The sequence below is a fragment of the Chitinophagales bacterium genome (genome assembly GCA_041392475.1).
In the GTDB taxonomy this organism is placed as follows: Bacteria; Bacteroidota; Bacteroidia; order Chitinophagales; family UBA2359; genus JAUHXA01.
The window spans coordinates 263,279-279,563 of the sequence record JAWKLZ010000002.1; the positions used below are offsets into that span (position 1 = coordinate 263,279).

Annotated in this window: 16 protein-coding genes; 10 read left to right on the forward strand and 6 right to left on the reverse strand. The window is 37.6% G+C overall.

Annotation, left to right across the window (positions count from 1 at the left end; genetic code table 11):
* Nucleotides 1-6: 6 nt before the first annotated feature.
* Nucleotides 7-1,245, reverse strand: coding sequence for an MFS transporter (locus R3E32_14575; GenBank protein MEZ4885956.1), 1,239 nt, complete (start codon nt 1,243-1,245; stop codon nt 7-9).
* 165 nt (nt 1,246-1,410) lie between these two features.
* Here R3E32_14575 and R3E32_14580 point away from each other — a divergent pair, with 165 nt between their 5' ends.
* From R3E32_14580 to treF, 5 genes are all read left to right on the forward strand, one after another.
* The gene (locus tag R3E32_14580) at nt 1,411-3,255 is read left to right on the forward strand and encodes a glycoside hydrolase family 13 protein (GenBank protein ID MEZ4885957.1); all 1,845 of its coding nucleotides are present in this window, start codon (nt 1,411-1,413) and stop codon (nt 3,253-3,255) included.
* 42 nt (nt 3,256-3,297) lie between these two features.
* Nucleotides 3,298-3,822, forward strand: coding sequence for a hypothetical protein (locus R3E32_14585; GenBank protein MEZ4885958.1), 525 nt, complete (start codon nt 3,298-3,300; stop codon nt 3,820-3,822).
* A 111-nt stretch (nt 3,823-3,933) separates the two neighbouring features.
* Nucleotides 3,934-4,116, forward strand: a complete 183-nt coding sequence (locus tag R3E32_14590) for a hypothetical protein (protein MEZ4885959.1) — start codon at nt 3,934-3,936, stop codon at nt 4,114-4,116.
* Between the two features lie 14 nt (nt 4,117-4,130).
* Nucleotides 4,131-4,355, forward strand: coding sequence for a hypothetical protein (locus R3E32_14595; protein ID MEZ4885960.1), 225 nt, complete (start codon nt 4,131-4,133; stop codon nt 4,353-4,355).
* A gap of 15 nt (nt 4,356-4,370) precedes the next feature.
* Nucleotides 4,371-5,888 (forward strand): alpha,alpha-trehalase TreF, encoded by a 1,518-nt coding sequence (gene treF, locus R3E32_14600; GenBank protein MEZ4885961.1) that lies wholly within the window; start codon nt 4,371-4,373, stop codon nt 5,886-5,888.
* Between the two features lie 47 nt (nt 5,889-5,935).
* Here treF and R3E32_14605 read toward each other — a convergent pair whose 3' ends face one another.
* A complete protein-coding gene (locus R3E32_14605; GenBank protein MEZ4885962.1) occupies nt 5,936-6,976 on the reverse strand; it encodes an ATP-binding protein in 1,041 nt (346 codons plus the stop codon).
* Nucleotides 6,977-7,077: 101 nt separating this feature from the next.
* Here R3E32_14605 and R3E32_14610 point away from each other — a divergent pair, with 101 nt between their 5' ends.
* Nucleotides 7,078-8,355 carry a transposase gene (locus tag R3E32_14610; protein MEZ4885963.1) on the forward strand — a complete coding sequence of 426 codons (1,278 nt, stop codon included), beginning with the start codon at nt 7,078-7,080 and terminating at the stop codon, nt 8,353-8,355.
* Between the two features lie 15 nt (nt 8,356-8,370).
* On the opposite strand, the gene R3E32_14615 is transcribed toward R3E32_14610, so the two are convergent.
* Nucleotides 8,371-9,120: a tetratricopeptide repeat protein gene (locus R3E32_14615; protein MEZ4885964.1), complete on the reverse strand. Its 750-nt coding sequence runs from the start codon at nt 9,118-9,120 to the stop codon at nt 8,371-8,373.
* Between the two features lie 111 nt (nt 9,121-9,231).
* Here R3E32_14615 and R3E32_14620 point away from each other — a divergent pair, with 111 nt between their 5' ends.
* Nucleotides 9,232-9,717, forward strand: a complete 486-nt coding sequence (locus R3E32_14620; GenBank protein MEZ4885965.1) for a PaaI family thioesterase — start codon at nt 9,232-9,234, stop codon at nt 9,715-9,717.
* A gap of 13 nt (nt 9,718-9,730) precedes the next feature.
* On the opposite strand, the gene R3E32_14625 is transcribed toward R3E32_14620, so the two are convergent.
* Nucleotides 9,731-10,288 (reverse strand): hypothetical protein, encoded by a 558-nt coding sequence (locus R3E32_14625; protein ID MEZ4885966.1) that lies wholly within the window; start codon nt 10,286-10,288, stop codon nt 9,731-9,733.
* Between the two features lie 247 nt (nt 10,289-10,535).
* On the opposite strand from R3E32_14625, the gene R3E32_14630 reads away from it, so the two are divergent.
* The gene (locus R3E32_14630) at nt 10,536-11,414 is read left to right on the forward strand and encodes a hypothetical protein (GenBank protein ID MEZ4885967.1); all 879 of its coding nucleotides are present in this window, start codon (nt 10,536-10,538) and stop codon (nt 11,412-11,414) included.
* A gap of 43 nt (nt 11,415-11,457) precedes the next feature.
* Here R3E32_14630 and R3E32_14635 read toward each other — a convergent pair whose 3' ends face one another.
* The gene (locus tag R3E32_14635) at nt 11,458-11,796 is read right to left on the reverse strand and encodes a hypothetical protein (protein MEZ4885968.1); all 339 of its coding nucleotides are present in this window, start codon (nt 11,794-11,796) and stop codon (nt 11,458-11,460) included.
* Nucleotides 11,797-11,986: 190 nt separating this feature from the next.
* On the opposite strand from R3E32_14635, the gene R3E32_14640 reads away from it, so the two are divergent.
* Together R3E32_14640 and R3E32_14645 are read left to right on the forward strand one after the other, a co-directional pair.
* A complete protein-coding gene (locus tag R3E32_14640; protein ID MEZ4885969.1) occupies nt 11,987-13,462 on the forward strand; it encodes a VWA domain-containing protein in 1,476 nt (491 codons plus the stop codon).
* A gap of 200 nt (nt 13,463-13,662) precedes the next feature.
* Nucleotides 13,663-14,430, forward strand: a complete 768-nt coding sequence (locus R3E32_14645) for a L,D-transpeptidase family protein (protein MEZ4885970.1) — start codon at nt 13,663-13,665, stop codon at nt 14,428-14,430.
* A gap of 103 nt (nt 14,431-14,533) precedes the next feature.
* Here R3E32_14645 and R3E32_14650 read toward each other — a convergent pair whose 3' ends face one another.
* On the reverse strand, nt 14,534-16,132 hold the full coding sequence (locus tag R3E32_14650; protein ID MEZ4885971.1) for a CotH kinase family protein: 1,599 nt from the start codon (nt 16,130-16,132) through the stop codon (nt 14,534-14,536).
* Nucleotides 16,133-16,285 lie beyond the last annotated feature (153 nt).

Below are 16,285 nucleotides of genomic sequence, written 5' to 3' on the forward strand. Positions count from 1 at the left end.
CGAGTATCACTTTTTATCCACCATCCGATTAAACACAAACAACGTCACCAACAAAGTCGCCAAAGGAATCAACGACATATAGAAAGCTGTCTGACCATCGTAATGCTCAAACATATAGCCCGTAATCATCGAACCCGTAGTGCCACCCAAAGCCGAAAAAACGACAATCAAACCCGACATGGGAGCGTGTTGGTGGACAGGTAAAGCACTCAAAATAGCCGAATTAATGGCAGGATAAATTGGTGCCAAACATAAACCAATCATTGGAAAAACAAAGGCTGCCAAAGGTGCATCAAACCAACCAGTAATCACCCGACCTTCTTCAATACCACTCGCCAAGGGCAAGCTAACCAAAACCAATCCTGCTGCTAAAACCAAACTCACTGCAACAACCGGAAACCATTTGACTTTTTGCAGTGCAAAACCCGCCAAGAAACGTCCCAAAGCCGTAGAACCTGCCAAAATAGCCGCCATTTCGATACTCAAAGAAGTAGGTAAATTCAGAATTTTGCTGTTAAAACTCGGTAGCCAGCTCATAATCCCTTGTTCAACAAGCACATAAACAAATGCACTAATGATAAATATCCCCACCAAAGGTTTCACCATTAAGCGTATCATCCCTGCAAATTCTTCTGCAAAACTCTTATTATCATCGTGTTGTTGCTGAACTTTCGATTCATCCAAAGGCGTGGACAGCAATAGTAAAAAAGCAGCAAAAGAAATACCCGCCAACAAAAAATAAGCCTTTAACCAATCCGTAGATGCAGCATTAGAATCATCCACAAAGGCACTGAACACAAAATAGCCCGACAAAATACCGATCATAAAAAAGGACTCCAAAAAATTCATAAAACTGGCATGTTCCTTATCATCTTCGGTGATAATACCAATTGTCGCAAAAGCCGACACCTTAATCAGCGCAAAACTCACCCCAACGGTGGCAAACAATAGTTTAGTCATCCAAAAACTCGGTAAAAATGGCATTTCCAAACACGCTACTGTCACCAACAGCAAAGCCAACAACATAGCCCTTTTGTAGCCAATCCGCACAATGTAAGATGCCACCAAAAAAGAAGTAATCGCAATACTCAAATCTTTGAAAACCTCCAATATACTTGCTCCCGATTCCGATATACCATAATTGTTTTGTACCTGCAATATGACCGTTCCGACACTATTCAGCAGAATAGCAAACACGAAATAGTTGAGCATCAACGAAAGTTTGACTCGTAATTTTGGATTCATAGTGTTTGATTTTAATTGTGAATGATTTTGGCTGCTTAAATATAGCCAAATTTCCTTGAGGAACGAATGAAACCATTTTGCTTTTTCTAATTACCATCGTTTTCTTCTATTTTCCATCCATAGGCTGTATCTTAGCTTGTAACTAAAACAAAACCGACAATCAAAATGAAACTACATCTAATCACTCTATTTTTCTTCCTAAGCACACAATTCATTATAGCTCAAAATACTATACAACGAATCGAACCTCCCAATTGGTGGATAGGTATGAAACACCACACTATTCAACTGTTGGTATATGGCGAAAAAGTAGCCGATTTGACTCCAAAAATAGACTATCCAAATATCCACCTCCAACAAGTTAGTCAACTGCAAAATCCCAATTACCTCTTTTTAACGATAGACATTGGCGAAAAGGCAAAGGCAGGTTCAGTAAAAATAGATTTTTATAAAAACGATAACATTGCAGAATCCCACAATTTTGATTTACTGCAAAGAACAGCAGGCAGAGCAAACATTGAAGGCTTCAATTCTTCAGATGCCATTTATCTGATTACCCCCGACCGATTTGCCAATGGCAACACTGATAACGACAATATGGACGGATTGAAGGAAAAGGCCAACCGAGATTTCAAGGGTGGAAGACATGGAGGTGATATTGCAGGCATTGAACAAAATTTGGATTACATCAAAGATTTGGGTTTCACTGCAATATGGCTCAATCCATTGCTCGAAAACGATATGGCAGAATATAGCTATCATGGCTATTCAACCACCGATTTCTACAAAGTCGACCCTCGTTTTGGCAGCAATGAAGCCTACCAAAAAATGGCTGAACAAGCCAGTTCAAAGGGTTTGAAGTTGATTATGGATATGATTGTAAACCATTGTGGGTCTGAACATTGGTGGATGAAAGACTTACCAAGCGATGACTGGATCAATCAATGGGAAACCTATACCCAAACCAATCACCGCAAAACCGTGCTGCAAGACCCACACGTTGCAGCAATTGACAAAAAAGTGTTTGCCGATGGATGGTTTGTACCGACCATGCCCGACCTCAACCAACGCAATCCTTTCATGGCTACCTACTTGACTCAGAACGGCATTTGGTGGGTTGAATATTTGGGTTTGTCAGGTATTCGCATGGACACTTACCCTTATCCAGATATGGACTACATGGCAGATTGGGTCAATGCTTTGATGAAAGAATATCCCAATTTCAATATTGTGGGAGAAGAATGGTACGAAACTCCCGCCATCGTTTCGTATTGGCAAAAGGATAAAAAAAATCCCAATGGCTATGAATCCAATTTGAAGAGTGTCATGGACTTCCCACTCCAAACGGCAATGGTCAATGCTTTGAAAAACGAAGAAACCTTCAAAACAGGGTTGATTCAAATCTACGAAACCTTGGGCCACGATTTTTTGTATTCCCACCCAAATGACTTGGTGATTTTCCCAGATAACCATGACATGAGCCGAATTTTCACCCAACTAAACGAAGATTTTGATCTTTTCAAACAGGCAATGGCCTTCACACTAACCATGAGAGGTGTTCCACAAATCTACTACGGCACCGAAATCCTAATGACCAATCCTGGAACAGATGACCACGGCATCATTCGCAGCGATTTTCCTGGCGGTTGGAAAGGCGATAAAACAGATGTTTTCAAAGAAAAAGGCTTAACGGATCAACAAAAAGCTGCCAAACAATACCTCACCCAACTCCTTCAATGGCGCAAAACAGCAACGGCTGTCCACAACGGAAAATTGATGCACTTCATCCCGCAAGACGGTATATATGTCTATTTTCGCTACAATGATAATCAAAAAATCATGGTGGTGATGAACAAAAACGAAAAAGCTACTTCTTTGGAATTGAAGCGTTTTGCAGAAATGTTGGAAGGAGAAACACAAGGCAAGGAAGTATTAACTTCAAAGGTGTATCCATTGAAGGAAAAATTGGAGGTTCCTGCAAATAGTACTTTGATACTGGAAATTGAGTAATATTACTCGTTCTCCTTTTTCCAAAAAATTTAACCTGAAAATATGAAGAAAATACCCAAAAGACAAGATACTGGAAACCTCTATGACCGAATTTTTAAGGAAAATGCTAAAGCGTTGTTCATACCTTTGATTGAACAAGAACTGGGCATCAAAATCATTTCCTACAAGCCACTTCAAGAAAAAATAACGAAGACGATTGAGCGAGAAATGGATTTCTTTTACCAAGTTGTAACGGACGAGAACAAGACTGTTTTATTGCATATCGAATTTCAAACGCAGAATGACAAAGAGATGCTTTACCGAATGGGAGAATACCATGGTTTGGCTTTCAGTAGATACAAGCTGCCTATCAAACACATTGTCATCTATTTGGGAAAGGGAAAACCTAGTATGAAAACCAAATTGAAGGACGAAGAAAAGTTTGAAGGATTCGAGCTAATCAATATTCACGAGTTGAACACCACTCAATTGTTGAGTTCTCAGATTCCCGAAATTGTGCTTTTAGCGATGCTGAGTAACTACGAAAGCGAACGAACTGAGTCTATTTTGCGTTTAATAGTCATGTAGCTGAAAGCGGTCAGTAAAACCCAAAAGGACTTATCAAAATACCTTCAACAACTGATTATTCTTTCGAGGCTGCGTAAATTAGAAACATTAACCATCAAAATTATACAAGACATGCCTATCATTTATGACATCAAACAGGACGAACTTTATAAACAAGGGATTGAAGAAGGAATCAAAAAAGTAGCTATTCGATGCATAGAACAAAACATGGGGCATGAAGAAGTAGCCATTATTACTGGATTGACTATCAATCAAGTAAAAGAAATTGATAACAAGAGAAAAAATCACAAATAAAAATCGCACAAAATATGCCTACTTTTTATGACATCCAACAAGATGAACTTTACAAACAAGGAGTTGAACAGGGAATCGAAAAAGGAATTGAGCGAGGAATCGAACAGGGAATCGAAAAAGGAATACAAAAAATAACCCTTCGATGCTTGGATCAAGGTAAAGGTTATGAAGAAATAACCATTATTACAGGATTGACTGTAACTCAGGTCAAGGACATTGACAATCAAAGAAAAAAATAAGCAAATACCTTTACTATGCCTCCTACTTATACCCCTTTCGAAGAAGTATTTGGTGATTTATTCCACGATGTACAAACAAGTGGCATTTTCGCTGATTCTAAGACATTTATTGATGCAACGGCAAAACAACCTGCAGCAAAAATCATGCAAAATTACCACCAAATCAAGAGAAATAATACACTTACTGTTAATGATTTGAAGGATTTTGTATTAGACAATTTCGACCTTCCGTCCTCCCTTTCAAACAGTTTTGAAACAGACAGCAATCGAACGGCTGCCGAACACATCGAAAACCTTTGGGATGTGCTGACCAGACAAGGCGACCAACCCATTGAAGGAAGTTCGTTGATTCCTCTACCCAATCCATATATCGTGCCTGGCGGACGGTTTGGAGAAATCTATTATTGGGACAGTTATTTCACCATGTTGGGTTTGGCAGAATCAGGTAGGTATGACATGATTGAAAACATGCTCGACAATTTTGCCTATCTAATTGATACAATTGGCTTTATTCCAAACGGAAACCGCACCTATTTTTTGGGGCGTTCACAACCACCTTTTTTTGCAGCGATGGTCAACCTCTTAGCTGCCGAAAAAGGCAATCAAATATTGGAAAAATACCTGTCTGTATTGCAGAAAGAATACGATTTTTGGATGGCGGGAGCAGCAGATTTGAGCCTCGAAAATCCAACACACAGGCGAGTGGTTCGGCTTCAAAATGGAACCATTGTCAACCGCTATTGGGATGACCGTCAAGGGCCTCGCCCCGAATCGTATGCCGAAGATTTGGAGTTGGCAGAAGAATCCAAACAGACGAATGAACAGTTGTACCAAAATTTGCGGGCTGCTTGTGAATCAGGATGGGATTTTAGCGCACGATGGTTTGCAGAAGGAACAGACTTCAAAACGATTCGCACAACAGAGTTGATTCCCGTTGACCTCAATTGTTTGATGTTTCATTTGGAAGAAACGCTTTCGACCGCTTATTTGCTGCAAAACAAGGCAGCCGAAGCCAATGATTTTGCAGCCAAAGCCGAACAGCGAAAAACGGCTATACAAACCTATTGTTGGAACATCGCTACGGAGTTTTTTGAAGACTATCATTTTCCAAGTCAAAATACAACTGGTATTCCCACACTTGCAGCAGCTTTCCCGCTTTTCTTCAACATCGCCAAACCATCGCAAGCGGCAAAAATAGCGAAGCGAATTCAAGCGGATTTTTTGAAGGCTGGAGGAGTAGTCACGACTTTGATAAAAAGTGGGCAACAATGGGATTTTCCGAATGGTTGGGCTCCCCTTCAATGGGTGACGATTCAGGGCTTACGCAATTATGGCTTTGATGTGGTAGCCAATAAGATCAGCGATAACTGGACGAAATTGAATCTAAAAGTTTATGAAAATACGGGCAAAATGATGGAGAAGTACAATGTTACGGATATGAATTTGGGAGCTGGTGGTGGAGAATATCCTGTACAAGATGGTTTTGGATGGACGAATGGGGTCTTGTTGAAGTTATTGAATGATTCAAAGTAAAACCAATTGTATTCTTTTCATTGTAAACAAATGAAATTCAATTAATTTCAGTGAATCGGTAGGGTAAAAAAGAAAATAGTTCCTTTTCCCAGTTCCGATTCTACCCAGATTTCTCCTCCGTATTGTTTTACAATCTTTTTGCAGATAGCCAGCCCGATGCCTGTTCCTTCATACTCTTCACGAGAATGTAAACGGGTAAGGAGTTCAAAAATTTTGGCTTGATGTTCAGTAGAGATACCAATTCCATTGTCACCAATAGCAACCTCCCATTCATCCTCTAACTCCCTCACTTTTATACGGATATGTGGTATTTCTTCCACACAAAATTTGATAGCATTCGCAACAAGGTTTTGAAACAATTGTATCATATCTGTTTGATGCGCCCTAATGATTGGTAAATTTTCTACTTCAATTATTGCTCCTTTTTCCTCAATAGCTAATTGCAAATTTTGCTGAACAGCCAGAAGCACTTCGTTCAAAGAAATCACCTGCTTGGCTTTCGTATTGATTCCTGCAATGGTGTAATTGAGTAGATCAGTTAGCAATAGACTCATACGTTGGTTAGCATTTTCGATAATGTTTAAGTACTCCAAAGCATTTTCATCCAATTTGTTTTCATAGCGTTTTCTAAGTAAACCACTAAAACTACCAATCATTCGTAGCGGTTCTTTCATATCATGCGATGCGGTACTTGCAAACAATTTCAATTCTTCATTTTTACTACTCAATAATTTTTGTTGTTGATATAATTGTTTAATCTTCAAATCTTTTTTTTCTGATTCGTATTTTAAGGTAAGATCCCCCATCGTTTTTTGCGCCTTATCATTGCAAATTTGAATATTCACTTTGATAAATTTTTCCAAATATTCACAGCCTTTTTCATAATCTCCGTTCAATTTATGAATATCTGCCATCAAGCGATAAGCCGCTTCTTGTCCACCTTTTAAGTCGGCTGCTTCTGCAATTTTTAACCCTTTTGTCAGTTCTTCAATACTATATGCATAGTGTTTTTGTTCTTTAAAAATCCGTGCCTTTGTGATGTAAGCCCGCATCAAACCTTCCATATTTTCGGTTTCTCTACTATACAAAATCGCCTCTTCAATGTATTTTAGTGCAGCTATTCTCGGTTTAAAATAATTTTAATATGACAATATACAAAAAAAAGCTTTTATTTGTGCTAAAAAGTTGAATGATAGATAATTTAATCGAAACAGTACGTAGTAATTTTGAGGAAATAAAAGACCATAGAGCATCTAATTCGACCTATACTTTGGTAAATTTACTAATGACAGGTTTTGCAATGTTTTCTCTCAAAGACCCTTCCTTATCGCACTTTCGAGGGCTATACCCTATTCGTTCAGCCAACCTTGAAAGAGTGTATGGTATAGATTCATTACCTTCAGACATAGCTCTTCGAGAAGGCTTAGATGGTGTAAGTCCATCCGATTTGCAATCGAAATTCAAAGCTCCAATTGATTTATTATCAAAAAAAGGAGTGTTTAAAAGCCGTTATGTTTTAGATGGTTATGTAGCAATTCCTTTCGATGCGACGGGTCATTATTGCTCAAATAAAAAAGGTTGTCCTCAGTGTTTGGTAAAAAATCATAAGAATGGGAAACAAACATTTTATCATCAATTATTGGGAGCCGCAGCGGTACATCCTAAGCAATCTACTGTTTTTCCAATTGCTTGTGAAGCAATCGTTCAGCAAGATGGAAATCAGAAAAATGATTGTGAGTTGAATGCTTGTAAACGCTTGATTCCTAAGGTGCGTAAAATGTTACCCAACGAGAAAATCATTGCTATATTTGATGCCTTATACCCCAATGGTTTTCATATCAAGGAGTTAGAAAAAGAAGATATGCGATATGTGATTGGCATTAAAGGTCAAAGTTATGTCAATATTCAGGTTCAAAGACTTCGGGAAGCAGGCAAGTTACAAAGCCGTACTTGGCAAAAAGACAATAAAACCTGTACTGCCTACTTTACAAATGGTCTTATTTTGAATGGAACTCACTTAGATGTTAAAACCAACTACTTTGAATATAAAGAAGTAGATAATCAAACAGGAAAGCAAGTTTTCTATAGCACTTGGATAACAGATATACCTATTAATGAGCAGAATATAGAGGAATTAGTTGCAGTAGCCAGAGCCAGATGGAAAATCGAAAATGAAACTTTCAATACCTTGAAAAATCAAGGCTATCATTTAGAGCATAATTATGGGCATGGAAAAAAGCATTTAACGACCAATTTTGCCTTGCTGACATTCTTAGCATTTTTAGTCGACCAAATAGCTCAACATATGGATACTTATTTTCAAAAAGCAAAGGCTACTTGTGGAACTTTCAAAGCTTTTTGGGAGAGAATTAGGGGGATTTTCTATCTAATTCCAGTGAAATCAATGAGGGCAATTTATAAATTTATTTGCCTTAATAAGCAGTTAAATATAGTTCCTTTAGAGTAAAATATATTGACCTTTTTATAAACCGAGAATAGCTGATTTTAGTGCCAACTCATATTCTTTATTCATCACATACAAATCAGCATAATTTATGTAGATGATGGCAATTGTGTTCTTATTTTTTGTCTCACTTGCAGCTTCTAAGGCTTTTTGTAGATAAAGGAAAGTCTCTTTATCTGCTTTTTTTTCAAAAAAACAAGTTGCGATATTGCAATACAATGAATCCAAATTTCGCTTTACTTTTTCTTTGAGTATTACATCCTTAGCCCTCATAAAATAGGATAGCCCTCTATCTACATTGAAATTTTTAACATGGATTGTGCCGATATTGCTTAGATAATTAGAAATTTGTTGCCCATCTTCTATTTTTTCTGCAATTTGCAATGCTTTGTAGTAGTAAGGAAGTGCCAAAGCAATAGAATTTTGCAGTGCGTAGGTATTACCTATACCTCCTTCTAACTGCATTTCCAGCTTTAATTTTTCATTTTCATTAAGTAAAGTTGATTGTTTGGTATCTTCGAAAATGATTAAAGCTTTGGAAAAAGCAGCTCTTGCTAATTCATATTCAGCTCTTAGTGTGTAGATATACCCTATTGCACAATAAGCCTTTATGACAGCAATTGTATAATTATACTCACTACTAAGTTTCAACAAAAATTTAGCTTCCTGATAACTTTCAAGTGAATAGATATCGATTTGCTGTATTTTTTTTATCAACTCTACTTCGGTATATGTATGGATATTGGGGGCTTTTATGATAGTAGTCAAGGCTTGAAATTTAATGTGACATATCAAAGTCATACTATTGCAATTTTTATACCAAAGCTATGATTAATAATTTTTCAATTTCAGAATACAATTTTCAAAAAAATTGCCCTTATGCAAAATAAATCAATTCAGGAATACATGACAGGCAATGTCTGCTTTGGTTGCGGCAAAGAAAACCACGATGGACTTCAAATAGATAGTTATTGGCAGGACAATGACGAAACGGTTTGTATATGGCATTCACAGCCCAAATATCAAGGATGGAAAGGCATCCTGAACGGCGGTATTTTGGCAAGCCTCATTGACTGTCATTGTATGGGGACGGCTATGGCAGCAGCCTATAAGTCCGAAAATCGCAGATTGGATACAGAGCCGGAATACCGCTATGCCACAGGCACACTTTCTATTAAATACCTACTGCCCACACCTAATGATAAGGCGATAGAATTAAGGGCAAAAGTATTGGAAATGAAAGGGAAAAAAGTCACTATTCACTGTGATGTATGGGCAGAAGGTCACAAAACAGCCGAAGCCAATGTGATAGCTATTCGAGTTTTTGACAGTAGCCAAAGCATAGATTCTGCATTTGCCCAATAATTTCTGGCATGGATTAATTGCTCACATATCCCCGAATATTCCAGTTAATATCTACCTGTTGATTGCTTCTAAAGTTTAGTGTCCGCCATTCATTGTCATAATTGGAATAGAGCCAATCACCATTCAATTCAGCAGGCCCCGCATCACATCCTACGCTTGCAAGTACACTGTTATGAGTAAAGACTACACTAATCCACAAATCTTCTCCATTGATAGCCAAAGGAGTGGCAAGCGTATGTCGGTTCCAACTATTTGCATTGATGGAGTTGCTTACATTTGCACTATAAAGCAATGTTCCCGCTCCACTTGAAGTACCTTGCCCATAAATATGAATCGCACATGCATCTGGTCGTTCTACTATAAAAAACTCTACTTCTTCTAGGTTTTTACCCTGAAAAGCCGTTGTCACACTTACAGGAAAACGAGCCGCTGCCTCATAAGTCCCTACATCCAAAAAAGGAGCAGTGACATTTTCTCCATCATAATGCAAATCCGCATCTATCGTATTCTCATCCTGGCAAGCCATAAAAGAAAGGGCATAAAGGAATAAAAAGAAAGTTATTTTTTTCATTCTTCGATTTTTTACTATCAACGAAATGTCAAAGTAAATAGTTGTACTCAATTTTGAAAAAAATCGGTTTAAAAATTTACACTTCACTTCAAAAAAACAATGATAATCAACCTATTAATTCAAAAGTTCTTAGCTTCCAACATTAAAAACAAGTATTTTTTGGTTCGATTTCCGTCTTTTTATACTCTAATTTTGAAGAATAATCAGTCACTCATTATTTCTTAAACTTCTTAAACCCCCTTTAGTTATGTTCCAAAAAATCATCTTACAGCCATTAGCTATCTTCTCCATGTTTGTATTTCTTTTTATTTGTTGGGCTGCCACTTGCCATGCCCAAACCTACATTTCGGATATTAAAACATGCACACAATCAATTGATAAACAATGTCTAAATGACCAAACAAATTTCCATACAACAAGCCCAATGCTGTATGCTAGCTGCAAAATTCACAATGCCGACCTTAGCACCATCATCCAATTTTCGTGGTATTATACTTCTGGCGATAGAATATTGATTGACCAAGTAAACATCAACCTAAGTGATATTGGTGTCGGTACATTCCACAACCTCCAATCCCACTTATCAAAACCAAATAATGATTGGCCCATTGGTAATTACGAAGTTGTGATTCAAACCAACCTTAAAAATCTTCTTCCTGTTACTAAAAAATTTGAAATAGTAGCAAAAGAAACTATCCAAAATACTGCCCCCACCAGAACAGCCATCAAAACACCTTTACCAAGCCCTTCAACAACAACGTCTTCTGCTTCTGCAAAAATCAGCAATTTGAGCATGTGCGAAAATCTAAATGGTCAAGGGCTTTGCAATCAAGATCACCCTATTTTAGCAGCCTCTGCTCCTACCTTCAATGTAAGCTGTCAATTGCATGATGTTCCCAATACAACACAAGTAAGTTTTTCATGGTATGGTTTTTTCAATGGTGAGCGTTATTTGATAGATATTGCCAAGGTAAATCTCGCCAATTTAGACACGGCAGACACCTACGATCTTCACTCCAACTTGACCCGATCCAATGATGTATGGCCAGTTGGACAATACGAAATCGTAGTGGAATCCAATCACCCATCTATTCCCGTGAGTCGCAAACAATTCAGCGTTCAGTAGATTTAGTCTTCTAAATACTAAGAAAAGCATTTAAAGGTTGTTTTTATACCTCGCCAAAACTTGGTTCCCACTGTACAGCCGAAATTTCTGCATTTTCGTATTCGATACGTGCAGTAAAATTCACTTCTTTCCCATCCTCATTTCGGGTAGCTTTCACATTGTAATGGACAGCCTCTTTTTCATAAACAGGCTGTCTTTCTGCTTCAACATATTTGAAATCATAGTATTTAAGTTGAGTATCCAAATAGGCTTGCTCTTCATCGTAGCCCATATCTCCCACCACAAAATAGCGGTAAACAACGAATCCAATGCCACAGAAAATGACAGTCAATATCCAAAAAAACGGATCAGAAAGAATTTTAAAAAATTGTTGAAATATCATACAGAATAAAATGATAACTAATCAGAAAAGAGAATCAATGAAACATTAATAGAGTGCAAAATTACTCAAATAACAGCAATTTTTTACATTAGTTCAAAACAACTCGTTAGTGAATTTTTACGTTTCTATACATAGAAAACAACTGAAAGAGAAAACGTTATTTACTTCAATCTGCAAAAACAATTGAAAAATGAAAAAACCATTACTTCTTTGCTTATTTCTTACTGCTGTATTATTTAGCTGCGACACCGATTTCAAAGAAGATTTTACAGTAGATTCCATTGGAAACGTTGGCATATTGGAAGATACAGGAGGTGAAAACTATGACGCAATAGTTGAAAATCCTTTTGTACTTACAACAGAAGAAAGCACTTCTACCTTTTCGATAGATGCTGATGGAGGAGCGTATGCCAATGTTCGCCGTTATTTGAATGATGGTATTTTACCTCCTCCCAATGCGGTGAGAACCGAAGAATTGATCAACTATTTTGAATACGACTATCCAGAACCCACTTTGGAGGATCCACATCCATTGGCAATAGTGACCGAAGTAGGAGCCTGTCCGTGGACACCTGCTCACAAACTAATCAAGATTGGAATCAAGGGCAAAAATATTCCAACCGAAAATTTACCTCCTGCCAATATGGTTTTTCTGATTGATGTATCTGGTTCAATGAGTGCCTCTAATAAACTTCCTCTGCTGAAAGAAGGCTTCAAACTGTTGGCAGAAGAACTGCGAGCAGAAGACAATGTAGCCATTGTGACCTATGCTGGTAAAGCAGGTGTTGCGCTACCTTCAACAAGTGGTTCACAAAAATCAAAAATCATCAAAGCCATTGACGAATTGGGTGCTGGCGGAAGTACGGCTGGTTCAGAAGGTATTTTGACTGCTTACGAAATAGCAGAGGAAAACTTTGTAGTTGGCGGCAACAATCGGGTTCTTTTAGCTTCAGATGGTGACTTCAATGTGGGTATTACCAGCAAAGAGGACTTAATCAAACTGATTGAAGAACAACGTGAAAAAGGAATATTTTTAACCACACTTGGATTTGGTTCTGGCAATTTGAACGATGCAAACATGGAACAACTTGCCAATAACGGAAACGGAACTTATGAATATATTGACGACATTAGCCAAGCCCGAAAAGTATTTGTGGAAGAATTTGGCAAACTTTATACGGTGGCGAAAGATGTGAAGGTGCAGATAGATTTTGACCCAATTTTGGTGAAAAAATATAGGCTGATTGGCTACGAAAATCGAGTTTTGGACAACCAGGATTTTGAAGACGACAAAAAAGATGCGGGAGAATTGGGTTCCAATCAAACCGTTACCGCTTTTTATGAAGTCGAATTGATACCAAGAACCTCTTACCTCGGAATTGTGCCTCTCAATGTTCGATTCCGCTACAAATTGCCCGATAGTGATGTCAGTGAGTTGATGGTAATCAAAGCAATTGACTACGAAAAAGAATGGGAAGAAGGTTCTGAAAATTATCGTTTTGCAGCTTCAGTTGCCTCCTTCAGTTTACTCCTCAGAGATTCTCAATACAAAGGAGAAACATCTTATGACCGAATACTTGAATGGGCGAGTGATGCTACCAATTATGACCCCAACGGTTATAGATTCGATTTTTTAGACTTGATAGAAAAAGCCAAAAAGCTATAATCTAGTAGATTTTGGACACAAGAGGAAAGATGTAAGAACTAAAAACTTAATTACCAATCCTCTATATCTCGCATTTTGATTACTACTTCTTTCGTCCAAAGTCTATATTTATCTTTGAAGTCTTTTATTTTTACTATTTTCTAAGAAAAATTATCTTTGTAGCATTATCAGATAACTGAACTGAAACGCAATTACCAAAGATGGCATCTTTATTCTCCCTTCAACGTAAATTATTGTTTTTGTTGCTAATAGGTTTGTCTTTTACTGACAACTTTGCACAGAGTTTTGAAAATAGCCAGTTGCAATACACTCGTGTACGCACTGCAAAAAATGATAAAGAATATAAACTAAGACAAAAATTTGAAGCCCGTGGATTGCCCTACCCTCCTACAGAAGTGTATTTCAGAGCCTTCAAAAAAGAAGGAGTCCTAGAAATATGGGTAAAAGGTTGGGACGGCAGATTCAAGAAGTTTGACGACTATACTTCATGTGCATCTTCGGGTGATTTGGGGCCTAAACGTCGTCAAGGGGACGAGCAGGTTCCAGAAGGGTTTTATTACATTAATAAATTCAATCCACAAAGCAATTATTACCTTTCCTTGGGTATTGACTACCCAAATCAAGCAGACCGAATCAACAGTCACAGCGGTAATTTGGGGGGAAGTATTTACATACATGGTAGCTGCAAAACAATAGGCTGCATTCCCCTAACTAATGAAGGCATCAAAGAAGTATATCTACTGGCGGTGAAGGCCAAAAATAGTGGTCAGGGCAACATCCCCATTCACATATTTCCCTTCAAATTCAACAATATCTTGTATGCTCAAAAGGAAAAAGACAAACGTTCTTATGATTATCCGCTCCTCCGCTTTTGGGAAAACTTGAAGCAGGGTTATGATTATTTTGAAAACAACAAAGTCGTTCCACGGGTATCAGTAAACTCAGATGGAAGTTATGCTTTTTATTAGATTGTGAAACTTGACATAAAAAACGAAAGACATAAGATAATCCTAATGAAGTCTTATGTCTTTCGTTCAACATTTTTAGTCTAAAATTCTTTACTTCAATCTATTACTCCGCCACATATGTTTCTTTTGCAGCCCTTGCAGGAGAAAAAGAAGCAGCCCCAGCATTTTCTGCATAGATGTAATACTCTAATTTTTCGCCATCTTTGGCTTTCTTCAAACTCACTGCAAAAATACCATCTCCTTTTTTGGCATCGTTATTTTTACCATCATCGAATAATTCCGTTGCTTGAAAAACATCTTCGGTATTGTAACGATAATATACCACCACATTTTCCGCCTTTTGGGCTTGTGCAATAATCCAAACATCCTCTGGAGTTTTGGTGCGTGTAAATGAATGTTTGGCCACTTCAATTGTTGGAGCAACTTTAAGAAGTTCTGAATGTTTTTTGAGAAACTGTGTACGAGCAGCCATCAATTCTACAATTCCCAATACGCTTTCTTCTGAAGAAGTATATACTGAGTTTTCCATATTACTTATAAAGTCATTGAAGGAAAAATATTTGTTAACGTCTGCACTTACTTCTTCCTTAACCAACTCGTGTAAATCTCTGATTTGGGTCAAATAAGCATCATTCAAAAAGTTTTCCTCTAAAATGGTTTTTAGATGCGCTATATACATTTTTTGGTAACGAGGATGGTTCAATAATGAACTAATCAATGGTTTGTGCTCATTTTTGGCATGAAGCATCGGGTCTAATTGCTGCAATCCCGCTAAATCAAGCGATGCACCTTCTCCTGTGTTTTTGAAGCTACCGAATGAACGATCCAAATCCCATAAAATAGGCACAAACTGACCATTGTCTTTTTGATACAAATAATAATTGTGTTCCAATTTGCCAAGATAACTACTCAAATTGACCAGTACATTGTTCATTGCCAAATACCACAAAGCAGCATCTACATCCAAATATTTTTCGATTTCATTTGGTTTTCCTTCCTTCAATGTTTTCGTCAGTTGAATCAAAGATTTCCAAGCACTTTCATCACCCGATTTTAGTTGGTAATTGGTTTGGTAGCAAGCCACATCTTCTCCCAAATACTCTAAGGATGCACCAGAAGTTTTCAAGCATCCCTCCATAGTTTCAGCTTCCCAATTTGGGTCTGCTTTGAAAAGAACCTCACTGTCACCTGCAAAATGTTTTTTCAAAAATGCTTTATTCACAGCTTCAATATTGACATAAAGTCCCAAGGAAACCTCATTGATGCTCAATTTTGCATAGTTGGCCTGCGGTACATCCATGTATTTTCCTGCAATAGAATAGCTCATGACTTCCCTCAAAAAACTGGGGTCTGCAATGGCATTGGCGAGCTTCAATGTTTTGTAACCCTGATAGTTGGCTTCATCATCCGCTTGATTGAGGTCAATATTGAAAGGATTCTTAATTCTATCAGAATTGAAAGAACTGCTCCCTCGATAGATAATGGCAGCACTTTTAATCATTTCACCATTGATATTGATGGCTGCACTGAGAGAAGCTCCTTCTTGACTCAGTTTGAGAGAGTCTAATACGCTGTCCCAACTTTTGACTGGAAAGATGACATGCACATCCTGAATTTTGTCCAGCCCATAAAAATTTTGGGCAAAAGTGAGGGGAGATAACAGCAGAAAAGTTAAGAGTAAAAAACTTAATTTCTTCATCATCGGAAAGTGTATTTATGTTTTTATTGAATCTAAAAAATTTAATTGATATTCTATGATTTTTGATAATATGTGGTTAGAGAGTGGAAGAAAAAGACAGATAAAGGTAAGGTTTTTATCAAAAAATGCCATTTTACATGGTTAATCACTGTTAAA

Excerpts from the sequence above, each read along its gene's own strand:
- R3E32_14635 (MEZ4885968.1), bottom strand. The coding sequence starts at position 11,796 with ATGATATTTCAACAATTTTTTAAAATTCTTTCTGATCCGTTTTTTTGG.
- R3E32_14580 (MEZ4885957.1), top strand. The coding sequence starts at position 1,411 with ATGAAACTACATCTAATCACTCTATTTTTCTTCCTAAGCACACAATTC.
- R3E32_14645 (MEZ4885970.1), top strand. The coding sequence starts at position 13,663 with ATGGCATCTTTATTCTCCCTTCAACGTAAATTATTGTTTTTGTTGCTA.
- R3E32_14590 (MEZ4885959.1), top strand. The coding sequence starts at position 3,934 with ATGCCTATCATTTATGACATCAAACAGGACGAACTTTATAAACAAGGG.
- R3E32_14575 (MEZ4885956.1), bottom strand. The coding sequence starts at position 1,245 with ATGAATCCAAAATTACGAGTCAAACTTTCGTTGATGCTCAACTATTTC.
- R3E32_14595 (MEZ4885960.1), top strand. The coding sequence starts at position 4,131 with ATGCCTACTTTTTATGACATCCAACAAGATGAACTTTACAAACAAGGA.
- R3E32_14625 (MEZ4885966.1), bottom strand. The coding sequence starts at position 10,288 with ATGAAAAAAATAACTTTCTTTTTATTCCTTTATGCCCTTTCTTTTATG.
- R3E32_14640 (MEZ4885969.1), top strand. The coding sequence starts at position 11,987 with ATGAAAAAACCATTACTTCTTTGCTTATTTCTTACTGCTGTATTATTT.
- treF (MEZ4885961.1), top strand. The coding sequence starts at position 4,371 with ATGCCTCCTACTTATACCCCTTTCGAAGAAGTATTTGGTGATTTATTC.
- R3E32_14630 (MEZ4885967.1), top strand. The coding sequence starts at position 10,536 with ATGTTCCAAAAAATCATCTTACAGCCATTAGCTATCTTCTCCATGTTT.
- R3E32_14610 (MEZ4885963.1), top strand. The coding sequence starts at position 7,078 with ATGATAGATAATTTAATCGAAACAGTACGTAGTAATTTTGAGGAAATA.
- R3E32_14585 (MEZ4885958.1), top strand. The coding sequence starts at position 3,298 with ATGAAGAAAATACCCAAAAGACAAGATACTGGAAACCTCTATGACCGA.
- R3E32_14650 (MEZ4885971.1), bottom strand. The coding sequence starts at position 16,132 with ATGATGAAGAAATTAAGTTTTTTACTCTTAACTTTTCTGCTGTTATCT.
- R3E32_14620 (MEZ4885965.1), top strand. The coding sequence starts at position 9,232 with ATGCAAAATAAATCAATTCAGGAATACATGACAGGCAATGTCTGCTTT.